An 11,177-nucleotide genomic window follows, 5' to 3' on the forward strand; every position below is an offset into this window, starting at 1 on the left:
CATTGCATAACACAAACCGAAGAGCCAAATATTTTGGCCGCAGGGCTTGCGGTGTCAGTCTGTAGAGCGACCATAAGACCAGAACAGAGTAAATCTGTTAAGGCAGGTGCGAAAAATCCTTCGGGACCCCAAGCAGAAACCCAAATCGTGAGGTTTGGGAATCGCCGTCCGTTTTACGGCGGCGAGGATGTCAATTTGTCCTGCCATCAAGAGTGAGGAAGAGTCTTAACTCATCGTCCGCTCATTTTTGGGAGCAAGATGGGGTCGAAGAGGTGGAAAGGCGTTGTCAAATTGAAAGATCATCCGAATCAGCACCGGAACTGAAATTACTTTGATAGCAAGGATTGCATTGCATCTTTCATATTCTGATCTGACAACGCCAACTACTGAGCGTTCGACAAAAGCTCACGCCGAAGTCTCACACCGAAGTCTCACGCCGAGGTCCGAACGGGTGTGGGGTTTTAAGCTAAGAGGCATTTTAATCGCCTATCCGATTAGCTGAATCTCTCCCCATCCCTTTACTGTTGCCTCTTGTTTCATCTAAACAAGCAATTTAACTGCGCGGGCAGCCCTGCATCTTACCTAAAATGTCGAATGAATGCCCCCGCTAGATTTTTCGACAAGATACTCACCTTTGCGGGGGATGAAATCCGACCAGAATATCAATGACCCTGAGCGAAGCCGAAGGGTCAACCCCAGAGCATCGGTTTAATTCCACCATCTGTGGGTAAACTCTGTTATCGAAAAAATCGGGTCTAAAACCTCGCCTTAAGGCGAAAAGTTTTGGGAGCGGGGCATAAATCCCCGTTACAAAAACGGCCGACCGCCCCCTGCCTTCGTTAATGATGTCTGCCATCCCCAAGCTCAAATTATCTGGCAATTAGCGATTAATTAGGCTACTATAACTAATATCCCCCCCCATTGGCCTCGATTTAGAACTGGCTTTTATCCGTCCCCACCTTATCATCGATTTTTTTCCAGAATCTTATGTCTGAAACTATCACTCCCGCCATTAGCGATCGCATCTGTAAACACAGGAACAAAGATCACGGTGATGCCGTGCTTTTCTACTTAGGTCTATCGGCGGTATTATTAAGCTTACATCTACCGGCAGCGGCGCAAAATTGTCGGCCACTTTCTCTATTAGGCGGTGAAGGTAGTGAAGTTACGAAAACTGTCTCACAACCCACTGTTCCAGGTCCTTTCGGTGTCACGATAACTCGTAATAATTGGAATACCGATTGGGCAGTTCCGGGGGGTAGAAGTTTTCAGAGGTTTATCGTTACGGTTTCTGTCCCCCAGGCTGCTTCCTTTGATATCCGGCTGTTTCTCAAGTATAGCGATCAAACTAACGAGGAATTTTTTAATACTAATGGAGTACGAATCGAACCCGATAAACCCTTAACAATTACTGCCACAGTACGGGCAAATGATCAACCTTTTCTAGTCAATCTTTTTGTCAATGGTATTCAGCACATTGGTAATACCTACACCGCTTCTGTTGTCGGTTGTGAACGATAAAATATATAGGGTGTACTGAAAAAGTTTGTTGGTGGGGACAGAGTGTGGGGTTTTAAGCTAAGAGGCATTTTAACCCCCTATCCTTAGATTAGCTGAGTCTCTCCCATCCCTTTACTGTTGCCTCTTGTCTCATCTCAACAGGCAATTTAACTGCACGGGCAGCCCTGGAGCTTACTCTCTATCCCGATTGACCATAAGTGGGACAATTAGATCAATGCACAATTAAAGCTTTTTGTCAAGAAAATAATATTAAACTTATTATTGATACCCGCCATCCTCACGCCCAAATTATCTGGCAATTAGCGATTAATTACGCTACCCTAGCTAATATCCCCCCATTTGAACTGGCTTTTATCCGTCCCCACCTTATTATCGATTTTTTTCGGGAATATTATGTCTGAAACTATCACTCCCGCCATTAGCGATCGCATCTGTAAACACATGAACAAAGATCACGGTGAGGCCGTGCTTTTCTACGCTCAAGTTTACGGTAATATTACCGATGCAGAAACCGCTCAAATGCTCTCCATCGATCCCGAAGGCATGGATTTAGCCGTAGAAAAATTAGGGGAGAGTCAAACAATTAGAATACCTTTTGAGCGCACCCTAGAATCAGCCAAGGATGCCCATAATATCCTCGTTGAGATGCTAAAAGTTAATCAAACCACCCCTTGACAAAGCCCGATTTTGCGACTATCACCGAAAAAGACCAACCTAGAGAATTAGCCCATGAATCAGGTTAACAGTACGGGAATAAAAATACCCAAGTCTGGCTGGCGTTTACTGCCTTTTTTAGTCTTGGGTGTGCTAGTTTTTGCCTTTAATTCCTCCCTAGAATTAAATTATCTAGTTAAGGGTTATATTACTCTCTTGGAATTACAGACAGGCATCGTGGTTTTATACTTTCTTTTGGCTAAATTAGGGAAATCTCAAAAATTATGAGAAATAGAACTATAGCGGCTTTACTAGCCTTTTTTCTTGGTTATCTTGGCATCCATAAGTTTTATCTAGGGGAGAATTTGGCAGGTGTTCTCTATCTACTTTTCTTCTGGACTTTTATCCCTGGCATCATTGCTTTTTTTGAATTTATTGGTTTAATCATCATGTCAGATCAAGCTTTTGATGCTAAATACAATCCTAACTATCTCCCCAGCAGTAGAGAGCGAGGACTGCCAGAATCAGCCCAGCAAAAAACCGCTACTTTACTCCAGCTTAAAAAGCTTTACGATCAGGGAATTATTACTGCTGAAGAATACGAAGAAAAACGCAGAAAATATTTAGATTCTCTTTGAAAAAATATGTCTAATCTCTCTCCTCGTCCTCCCGAATCTTCTGAGTGGATCTGGCTGTCCTTAGTCCCAGTTTTTGGTGGGCTTGCCATTGCTAATGCTGGCAAAAAAACCAATAACCAAAGTTGGTTATCCGTCGGCATTGCCTTGACAATTATCTCCCTTATTTTCCTTACACAAGAGTCTTTTATCGTAATTTGGTTTGCCCAAATCGGACTGGGTTTATACATCCGTCAACAGCTTAATTCCCATCCAATAGCTTCGGCAAATAGAACCAATTCTAGACAGTCATTCTCTCCTCTCGAAAAAATTGATATTAACAGTTGTTCCACCAACGATCTGGTTTATAAATTAGGGTTGCCGATTGTCTATGCCAATGATATCGTTTCTGTCCGTAACGAAGGACATATTTTTACCCATTTAGAAGAATTACACTTCCTAGCTGGTTTACCAGAAAATTATCTGAAAAAATTAGAACCTTTAGTTATCTTTGCCTACGATATTCGCCAAGAAGTTGACGTTTCTTGGCGTTGTTTAAACTACTACTCCGTTGCGGAATTAGTCAATCTTGGTCTTGACTTTTCCGTGGCTGATAAAATTGTCGCCGAAAGAGAAAAAAACGGTGTCTATCGTTCGGCCATTGAAGTGAGAAACCGTACAGGTATTCCCTTAAAATCCTATCAGCAATTGCTCTAATTCGCTTTATTCGGCTCTTCTGGTTTCTGTGTGGAAACGAGGTCTATACTGATAGTTTATTTAACCAAATAGTCCTAAAAGTCTTTCCCAGTAAACATTTCACGATTTCATAAGCAAAAATTATCACACAAAGTCGAGAAGAGCCTTTATTCTAGTTATAGTTTGCTGAATAAATCTAAAAACCTTGTTGGATAAGGCTTTTAGACTTTTTTTCTTTCAAAAAGTGCCGACCATTAGAGTGATCGGGGGTAAAATTCAGGGACTTTTTCCCTGAATTTTAGGTAACTGACTACCTCAAAATCGGTAAAACCCTACACCCCACACCCCACACCCCACACCCTGCCCCCACCAACAAACTTTTTCAGCAGACCCTAGTTAGAGCTTGAATTGCTTTTCTAGCAAAGACACGATCCAACTTCTAGGTAAAAAACGGGGCAGATTGACGATAATTTTATTAGCCAATTTACCGGCTACCACGTTGGGGTGCTTATTTGCCAAGGCGGTTAAAGCCTCTTGTACCACCACTTCCGCCGAATCTAACCGGCCGTTTTTGCCCATAAAGGCACTGGGAAATCGGGCCACCTCAAAAAAATTCGATTCCGTCGGACCGGGGCAAAGAGCGAGGATTTCAACGCCTTTGTCTTTATTTTCTGCCCAGAGAGACTCGCTAAAGCTGAGGACAAAGGCTTTTGTCGCCGCATAGACGGAAAGATAGGGCAGCGGTTGAAACCCGGCAATGGAAGCAACATTGATAATTGCCCCCCCAGTGCCGGCAAGCATGGGACGGAGAAAATAGTGGCTTAATTCCACCAATACCAGATTATTTAACTGGATCATTTCTAACTGTCGGGCTAAATCCCGCTCGCTAAAAGCGCCATAATCACCAAAACCAGCATTATTTACCAGTAAATCGACGTTGATTCCTTTTTGGTTCACCGTATCATATACTAGCTTTCCCGCCCCGGCAACGGTCAGATCTTGAACGATAACTGTCACTTTTACCCCGTATTGTTCCCCCAATTCCGCCGCTAATTGTTCTAGTTTATCTCTGGATCTAGCGACTAAAATTAGCTCCATTTGCCGTTGGGCAAGTTGACGGGCAAAGACGACACCGATACCAGTGGAAGCACCGGTAATGAGGGCTGTTTTCATAGAAGATCAATCAAAAATAGCTTTTTTGCTGGAATTGTACCACAATTAAGCTAAACGGCGCTTAACCTGCATGATCCAATAGCTATAACCCTTTTGGAGTCTATATCGGTGATCCGAAGTAAAAGCCGTTTAGCTTACCCTTCCATTTACAGTTCTTAACTTGGCGGGGAAGGCATTTTTTCAACTCAGAATATATGTTAGGCTAGAAATAGAACAAAGGTCGAGGGAGGTGCAGAAATGACAGTTATAAGCTTCACTGATCAAGATATTGCCAAGTATACCGCCGCTGATATTGCTTCTTTGGCCGAACGACTAGAAAAAGATGAGTATAGTAACCCCTTCGAGGCTTTGCGGGATTGGCATCTGTTGCGAGCGATCGCTTTTCAAAGGCAGGAATTAGCCGAACCTTATCTTTATCTGTTGGATCTAGAAGCCTACGATGAGGCTTAAGGTTGCTTAGTTAAACAAAACTTAACAAAAATTACTGGGGGTGTGAGACTAGCACACCCATTATTTTTGATTATGGTATTCTCTGGCTGAAAAAAGCCCCTAGCTTTTTGCTCCTTATTTCCCTACTATCAATAACAAAGTATTTTTAGGCGATCGACTAAATTATGGGCAAACAATACAACGTTTATGGGATCGGTAACGCGCTCGTCGATATGGAATTTCAAGTCTCTCCTGAATTACTGCAAGAATTGGGCATCGATAAAGGAGTGATGACGCTGGTGGACGAAAATCGTCAAACCCAGTTGATGGAAAAATTGGCTCTTGATTGTAAACGCAGCGGTGGCGGATCGGCGGCGAATACCCTAGTAGCGATCGCTCAGTTGGGGGGTAGAGGTTTCTATTCCTGTAAAGTGGGTAATGACGAATTAGGTAAGTTTTATCTGCAAGATCTGCGGGCCTGTGGTTTGCATACCAATGAACACGGCGGCGAAAAAGAGGTGGGAATCACGGGAAAATGTCTAGTGTTCGTCACTCCCGATGCCGATCGCACCATGAATACTTTTCTCGGCATCACCGGGGAAATTTCCGAACGGGAATTAGTCCCTTCAGCGATCATTAATGCCGATTATCTCTATCTCGAAGGTTATCTCGTCACCTCTCCCACTGCCAAAGCTGCCGCTATTAAAGGGCGAGAAATTGCTCAGGCTGCTGGAGTCAAAACCGCTTTATCCCTGTCGGATCCCAATATGGCGATCTTCTTCCGGGAGGGATTACTGGAAATGATCGGAACGGGGTTAGATTTCGTTTTCGCTAATGAGTCGGAAGCTTTGACTATTTCTGGCAGCGAGGAAATCGAGTCAGCGATCGCCTATTTTAAAACCATTGCCAAAGGATTCGCTATCACCCGGGGTGCCAGTGGTTCTTTGATCTATGATGGCGAAAATCTCCTGGAAATTGACCCCCATCCCGTACAGGCGATCGATACCGTCGGTGCGGGGGATATGTACGCGGGGGCTTTTCTCTACGGTATTACCCACGGTATGGGTTACAAAGGAGCGGGAAATCTCGCTTCTCTAGCGGCTGCCCGGGTGGTTTCTACTTTTGGGGCGCGTTTACAAACCGAGGAAATTCAATCCCTGCGCGATTTGATCGTTTTGGGATAGGTTTTGTCAGTGATCAGCTTTCAGTCATCGGGAGTCAGGTTTTTTCTCCCTGCTCCCTGCTCATAGACAGTCTTAACCAGTAATTTAGATAGGGTTTGCTGAATAAATTTGAAATGTAGGCAAAGTAAGGGTTTTGGAGCTTTTCTCGCGAAACAGGTGCAAGATTTTGAGAGAATCGTCGTTCAAAACCTTGCGTCTTCATCGGCCCGCGTCCTGTAGGGGCGAAGCATTCGGGCAATAACCTATCGGTGAAAACGTAGATTTTCTATCCGAATGCTTCGCCCGTACTTATTCAGCAAACCCTAGATAGTCATACTAAATCCTGTTTAAAAGGTATAGGAGGGCGGGGAGAAGGGAGCGGGTTTTTCAAGTTGGATTGGGGGTTAATCATGCTATTAAAAACCGATTCAGTATAACGGTAAAGTTAGACCGTCTTCACCGATAACTTTGGCTGAGTCATAGCGCTTTAATTGTAACGCGCCCACCTTCCACTGCCTCAATCTGAAGTTTAAAGCCATACAAAAGACCCATCCCCACACAACATCATAAGGGCTTTCTCTGACTGCGACTGCCAAAACGGAAGACGGCTCTATGTCCAATCCGAATCACCCAAGGTTGAGCATCAGGGACACGCTCATAGAGATGATCGGTAGCAGTAATCGTATCGTCGGCAAGCTCAAACGCTCCAGTTTCGATGTCGATCGCCACAATTCTCCCCTGATTTCCCTCCTCCACTTGAGAACGTACCTGAGATTCATAAATCTCATTACCACGTCGAGGGAATTCTTCTTTGCTGTAGCGGGGTTGTCGAACTGTCATTGGCTTGACCCTGTGGCAACTTTTGCCCTCTATTTTAACCTAAACATCGGGAATCTTCGCTAACATTCTCCAACTGGGCCTACAAGAGCGGCATCGCACTTAAACCCACAGCTTCAATCAATGGGCATGGTGCGTTCCCCAAAATCGATCGCTGGAGCAGTGGGACTTGCATTAGGGAACGCACCCTACAAGATCGGCGATCGCACTACAAGATCGGCGATCTAAAGTTTTGCAACCAGAGTCTTCATGGCCTTAATACAATTGTCAAGGTAATCTGCACGGACTTGTACCTCTCGTCCTGGAAGCTTATAGATTCCAGACGACATTTTTGAAAATGGCAACCCTTGGGCAAAAGCAACTACGCCTGTTGTCTGAAAATCTCGAATATCGACCACAGCATCAGCAAGGGTAGTAAACGTCACAACATTTGGATCCGTCTGTAGAATTGAGCCAATCATTGTGTCAATTTCTGTTAGTACGGCAAAATAGGCCGATGCAGGCCCCATATATTGCGTTAGTCTATTTTTAGGGAATAAATGGAATTTCGGGGCACTTCGACCAGCAGCTTGAAGTTGGGATGAAAAGTTATGTTGTTGATAAATTGGAGAAGGTAAATTTATTCCCTGAACTAATGCAAAGGCATTTTGCACTGCTCTTCTGGAAGAATCATCCGCCATAACAGGTAAAATCATTGAATCGGTTGCTGCCAAAGCAATTTGAGTGTAAATAGAAAAACTTGGATTAGCATCAATAAAAAGAAAGTCATAATTATCAGCAACCAATGCAACAAAATCATTGGCCCAGTCGATTACTTTTAACCATGTGTTTGTCCCAGGGATTTGGGTATTAGCTAATGTTGTAATTGCGTTTGACTGTAATTCAACCAAAGCATCACCAGCCAAAAGGTCAATATTGACAGGGATACTCTTGTTAAAGTGGGTTGGATTAGATATGAAATTATCATGATTTATCTGTGGCATTGCATATGGTGATGGTAATCTTTCCTGAAAATAACCCCCAACACTTTTCCTCGGCTGGTTGTTATGTAACGAGTTGAGATTTTTGCTTCCAGAGCCAGTAAGGCCGCCTAATAATAATTCAGACAAGTTCCCTTGAGGACAAAGGTCAATAACTAAAATACGTTTGTCTGTATTATTTTCTGCAAACATCGTGACAGCTTGAAATGCCAAACTTGTCTTTCCTGTACCACCTTTATTGTTCCAGAATGAATATTTTTTCATTTATTCTCCAATTTTCTAAATGATAGAACCAACTACATATTATAGGTCAACTTTCTGCGTAAAACTCTCCAGAGTAACGATATAGGTCAACCTTGTGTATATCACCCCATTTAGGCGCGATTGCCGGAACTTTTCCCTATATCAACCCCAAAAGCGTCTTAGCCAGATTAGCATATTGCCAAAAACCTTGGTTAACTAAATTCCTGACAATTAGGCTCATTCTAGCGATGATTCCTCTGTCTGACCGCACCCCTTGACAAAAATTTACAATTATTCGACCTTTAGCGATCGCTATCGGGGGATAGTTGTTTTTTGTTACAGCAGTGGGGAGAAGGGAGCGGGTTTTTCAAGTTGGATTGGGGGTTAATCATGCTATTAAAAACCGATTCAGTATAACGGCTAAGTTGAGCGGCGGCTAATATCCTTTGCACCACTATCAATATCTCTCGCTCGTCCGCTCCAACGTGTTGTTAGACCGTGTTTTCGAGATAAGGTTACAACTTCTCTGCCACTTTCAGCTTGTTGCTTTTGCAAATCAGCAAAGATGGCTTTCAAGTCATGATTGAATGACCGAGAGTACTCTTCACGAATTTTGTGGATCTCTTCCACAATCTCATCCTGAAACATAATCAACCTCCGAGAAGTTCATAGGGTGTACAAAGAATTGGCAACTCGTAGCCAAAATCAAGGCTGATCTCTGCCAACTTTCCCTGAATTTGAGCATTGGCGATGTGCTTGCAATTCCAGGTGAGCAGGTAATCCATGCCGTGAACGGTTGCGGCGGCGATATGAACAGCATCAATATCAGCTTTTGCGGGAAGGTTGCTGCGTTCCAAAAATTGCTCTGCTAAATCTAGCACAGCTTGGTTCAAGTCGAGTAAAGATAGATTAGCAAGGATTTATAGTCGTTGAGATGCGATCACAACATCACCTTGTGAGGTTTCTTTCACGACCGCTTGGGATGAGTAAAGTTGAAAATCGCCGCGACGTGTATTCCACCACTCCTTCGTCACCTCAATATTTGCGGCCACAACAATATCTCTGCTGGGTCGAGCAGTAAGATAGCCTAAGATACTGGTTTCAATATAGACGGTTTCGCTCACGGCAATCTAGAAAATCTATCCAATGCCTATCCTACCGCATTTAATCTTGGTTCTGAGGGTGTTGGGTAACAGTCGTCAACCCAACCTTGTACGTGAAATATTCTTGTCAGCATAAAGTTGCCGCAGAAAGCGGTAGTCCCTGATCAAGCAACAGCTTCATAGCGATTAGGAAGTTCAATGATGCGATCATCCAAGTAAGAAGAGGCAAAAATTAGGGCTTGTCGAATATCTTCATCCTCCAGTTCCGGAAACTCTTGATGTAATTCTGCTCGATCGGGATAAGTTGCCAGTAGCTCAATCACTCGACGAACCGTAAGGCGAAGATTACGGATGCAGGGTTGCCCATTCATACGGTTTGGATTGCTCGTAATACGATCTAGTTTCATTAAAGTAATTCTATTTCTTCATGATCATTTTAACCTTTAGCGGGGGTAAGCAATGCTTGAAAGACATCCTCCACATATCCATTTTCCGTCATCAGATAAACCGTCACCCATACTATCTTTATATCACGTCCAAAAGCCTGTTAGTCAGATTAGCCCACACCACACTTAAACCCACAACTTCAATCAATGGGCATGGTGCGTTCCCCAAAAATCGATCGCTGGAGCAGTGGGACTTGCATTAGGGAACGCACCCTACAAGAGATGCGTACTGCTACGCAGTGCCTTCGGCATCGCACTGATGCTTTTAGAATCGCAATACCTCATAGCGTTCCTCCCGAAAACAGCCAAAACAGCCATACAACATAATGAAGGATCACGATCGCCCAAAAAGTGACTTGATAAGACTTTTTCTGACCTTTATGGCGCAATATTCGCTGGGCAATAAACCCGCCCAACCATCCACCTGCAAGTTCACACAGATGTAGCGTTTGTTCAGAAGTTCGCCAATCCTTTCGTTTAGCACGAGATTTATCATCTGCGTATAGAGCGTAAGTCACTAAACTCATTACGGGATAAAGAATCAGTGGAATGGGATTGCGTGTCGTCCATGTAAAATGAATAGCTCCAAACAAAGGCAGAAGCGACAACAGAACTACCTCAACTATCGGAAAGCTTGAAATGATGGCATCAGAGGGTTTAGTTCGACTACTTGAAGGTTCTGACTTGTTTCTTGCTCCCAGAATAAATGCGTTGTAAGCTCGAACTTTGCCATCTGAGTCAACTATGCAGTGGTAATAAATCGTGTCGTTTTCTTGTGGACGACGGGTTGCATCTTTAACTTCAGAAATATGCAAAAAAACTTCTTGACTCCCATCAACGGGTTGAATAAAACCAAATCCACGCTCATCTTTCCATTTTGTAAGCTTTCCACTGCGGAGACCGGATTGCATAAAAAATCTCAATAACGAAAACTTTGTGGTTCTAACAAATCATCTTCAAGGACAGCCACAATCAAAAAACGAAGCAGCCCAACTACATATTATAGGTCAACTTTCTGCATAAAACTCTCTGAGGCAACGATATGGTTCAACTTTCGGTATATCACTCCATTTAGGTGCGATTGCCAGAACTTTTTCCCATATCACGCCCAAAAGCGTGTTAGCCAGATTAGCATATTGCCAAAAACCTTGTTTAACTAAATTCCTGACAATTAGGCTCATTCTAGCGATGATTCTTCGATCTGACCGCACCCATTGACAAAAATTTACAATTATTCGACCTTTAGCGATCGCTATCGGGGGATAGTTGTTTTTTGTTACAGCAGTGGGGGAGAAGGGAGCGGGTTTTTCAAGTTGGA

At 43.5% G+C, this 11,177-nt stretch carries 15 protein-coding genes and 2 pseudogenes; 9 read left to right on the forward strand and 8 right to left on the reverse strand.

From position 1 onward, the window contains the following. From PX482_RS04960 to PX482_RS04990, 7 genes and pseudogenes are all read left to right on the forward strand, one after another. Window positions 1–216: pseudogene (locus PX482_RS04960) on the forward strand (hypothetical protein); the annotation flags it as partial. Between the two features lie 771 nt (window positions 217–987). Then, the gene (locus PX482_RS04965) at window positions 988–1,521 is read left to right on the forward strand and encodes a hypothetical protein (protein ID WP_002761892.1); all 534 of its coding nucleotides are present in this window, start codon (window positions 988–990) and stop codon (window positions 1,519–1,521) included. Window positions 1,522–1,718: 197 nt separating this feature from the next. After that, window positions 1,719–1,922: a precorrin-6A/cobalt-precorrin-6A reductase gene (locus PX482_RS04970; RefSeq protein ID WP_288024236.1), complete on the forward strand. Its 204-nt coding sequence runs from the start codon at window positions 1,719–1,721 to the stop codon at window positions 1,920–1,922. Then, window positions 1,915–2,196, forward strand: coding sequence for a DUF2470 domain-containing protein (locus tag PX482_RS04975; protein WP_002761888.1), 282 nt, complete (start codon window positions 1,915–1,917; stop codon window positions 2,194–2,196). The genes PX482_RS04970 and PX482_RS04975 overlap by 8 nt, the downstream gene beginning before the upstream one ends. A gap of 54 nt (window positions 2,197–2,250) precedes the next feature. Further along, window positions 2,251–2,463, forward strand: coding sequence for a hypothetical protein (locus PX482_RS04980; protein WP_002761887.1), 213 nt, complete (start codon window positions 2,251–2,253; stop codon window positions 2,461–2,463). Next, a complete protein-coding gene (locus PX482_RS04985; protein WP_288095953.1) occupies window positions 2,460–2,813 on the forward strand; it encodes an NINE protein in 354 nt (117 codons plus the stop codon). The genes PX482_RS04980 and PX482_RS04985 overlap by 4 nt, the downstream gene beginning before the upstream one ends. 6 nt (window positions 2,814–2,819) lie before the next feature. Beyond that, window positions 2,820–3,506, forward strand: coding sequence for a helix-hairpin-helix domain-containing protein (locus PX482_RS04990; RefSeq protein ID WP_288056340.1), 687 nt, complete (start codon window positions 2,820–2,822; stop codon window positions 3,504–3,506). A 375-nt stretch (window positions 3,507–3,881) separates the two neighbouring features. Here PX482_RS04990 and PX482_RS04995 read toward each other — a convergent pair whose 3' ends face one another. After that, a complete protein-coding gene (locus PX482_RS04995) occupies window positions 3,882–4,658 on the reverse strand; it encodes an SDR family NAD(P)-dependent oxidoreductase (protein WP_002761884.1) in 777 nt (258 codons plus the stop codon). A gap of 237 nt (window positions 4,659–4,895) precedes the next feature. Between PX482_RS04995 and isiD the strand changes: the two genes are divergently transcribed. Together isiD and PX482_RS05005 are read left to right on the forward strand one after the other, a co-directional pair. Beyond that, the gene (gene isiD, locus PX482_RS05000; RefSeq protein ID WP_002732311.1) at window positions 4,896–5,108 is read left to right on the forward strand and encodes a protein IsiD; all 213 of its coding nucleotides are present in this window, start codon (window positions 4,896–4,898) and stop codon (window positions 5,106–5,108) included. Window positions 5,109–5,272: 164 nt separating this feature from the next. Then, complete coding sequence (locus PX482_RS05005; protein WP_288122151.1) at window positions 5,273–6,271, forward strand: adenosine kinase; 999 nt, start codon at window positions 5,273–5,275, stop codon at window positions 6,269–6,271. Window positions 6,272–6,814: 543 nt separating this feature from the next. Here the strand turns inward: PX482_RS05005 and PX482_RS05010 are convergent. From PX482_RS05010 to PX482_RS05040, 7 genes and pseudogenes are all read right to left on the reverse strand, one after another. Beyond that, the gene (locus PX482_RS05010) at window positions 6,815–7,090 is read right to left on the reverse strand and encodes a hypothetical protein (RefSeq protein ID WP_288095611.1); all 276 of its coding nucleotides are present in this window, start codon (window positions 7,088–7,090) and stop codon (window positions 6,815–6,817) included. Between the two features lie 221 nt (window positions 7,091–7,311). Next, entirely contained in the window at window positions 7,312–8,331 is a 1,020-nt protein-coding gene (locus PX482_RS05015) for a ParA family protein (RefSeq protein WP_288095609.1), read from the reverse strand. A 399-nt stretch (window positions 8,332–8,730) separates the two neighbouring features. Next, a complete protein-coding gene (locus PX482_RS05020; protein WP_016516182.1) occupies window positions 8,731–8,958 on the reverse strand; it encodes a hypothetical protein in 228 nt (75 codons plus the stop codon). Window positions 8,959–8,960: 2 nt separating this feature from the next. Continuing rightward, window positions 8,961–9,434: pseudogene (locus tag PX482_RS05025) on the reverse strand (type II toxin-antitoxin system VapC family toxin). 143 nt (window positions 9,435–9,577) lie between these two features. Then, window positions 9,578–9,820 (reverse strand): DUF433 domain-containing protein, encoded by a 243-nt coding sequence (locus PX482_RS05030; RefSeq protein WP_002761871.1) that lies wholly within the window; start codon window positions 9,818–9,820, stop codon window positions 9,578–9,580. Between the two features lie 320 nt (window positions 9,821–10,140). Beyond that, window positions 10,141–10,770 (reverse strand): DUF1294 domain-containing protein, encoded by a 630-nt coding sequence (locus tag PX482_RS05035; RefSeq protein ID WP_002761869.1) that lies wholly within the window; start codon window positions 10,768–10,770, stop codon window positions 10,141–10,143. Between the two features lie 96 nt (window positions 10,771–10,866). Then, the coding region (locus PX482_RS05040) for a hypothetical protein (protein WP_288122153.1) at window positions 10,867–11,177 on the reverse strand (311 nt) is incomplete at its 5' end.

The sequence above is a fragment of the Microcystis sp. M53602_WE12 genome (assembly GCF_030065455.1).
Lineage (GTDB): Bacteria > Cyanobacteriota > Cyanobacteriia > Cyanobacteriales > Microcystaceae > Microcystis > Microcystis aeruginosa.

What these genes read in the sequence shown, in the direction of transcription:
- PX482_RS04965 (WP_002761892.1), top strand. Translation starts at nt 988, where the DNA reads ATGTCTGAAACTATCACTCCCGCCATTAGCGATCGCATCTGTAAACAC.
- PX482_RS04975 (WP_002761888.1), top strand. Translation starts at nt 1,915, where the DNA reads ATGTCTGAAACTATCACTCCCGCCATTAGCGATCGCATCTGTAAACAC.
- PX482_RS04980 (WP_002761887.1), top strand. Translation starts at nt 2,251, where the DNA reads ATGAATCAGGTTAACAGTACGGGAATAAAAATACCCAAGTCTGGCTGG.
- PX482_RS04985 (WP_288095953.1), top strand. Translation starts at nt 2,460, where the DNA reads ATGAGAAATAGAACTATAGCGGCTTTACTAGCCTTTTTTCTTGGTTAT.
- PX482_RS04990 (WP_288056340.1), top strand. Translation starts at nt 2,820, where the DNA reads ATGTCTAATCTCTCTCCTCGTCCTCCCGAATCTTCTGAGTGGATCTGG.
- PX482_RS04995 (WP_002761884.1), bottom strand. Translation starts at nt 4,658, where the DNA reads ATGAAAACAGCCCTCATTACCGGTGCTTCCACTGGTATCGGTGTCGTC.
- isiD (WP_002732311.1), top strand. Translation starts at nt 4,896, where the DNA reads ATGACAGTTATAAGCTTCACTGATCAAGATATTGCCAAGTATACCGCC.
- PX482_RS05005 (WP_288122151.1), top strand. Translation starts at nt 5,273, where the DNA reads ATGGGCAAACAATACAACGTTTATGGGATCGGTAACGCGCTCGTCGAT.
- PX482_RS05010 (WP_288095611.1), bottom strand. Translation starts at nt 7,090, where the DNA reads ATGACAGTTCGACAACCCCGCTACAGCAAAGAAGAATTCCCTCGACGT.
- PX482_RS05015 (WP_288095609.1), bottom strand. Translation starts at nt 8,331, where the DNA reads ATGAAAAAATATTCATTCTGGAACAATAAAGGTGGTACAGGAAAGACA.
- PX482_RS05020 (WP_016516182.1), bottom strand. Translation starts at nt 8,958, where the DNA reads ATGTTTCAGGATGAGATTGTGGAAGAGATCCACAAAATTCGTGAAGAG.
- PX482_RS05030 (WP_002761871.1), bottom strand. Translation starts at nt 9,820, where the DNA reads ATGAAACTAGATCGTATTACGAGCAATCCAAACCGTATGAATGGGCAA.
- PX482_RS05035 (WP_002761869.1), bottom strand. Translation starts at nt 10,770, where the DNA reads ATGCAATCCGGTCTCCGCAGTGGAAAGCTTACAAAATGGAAAGATGAG.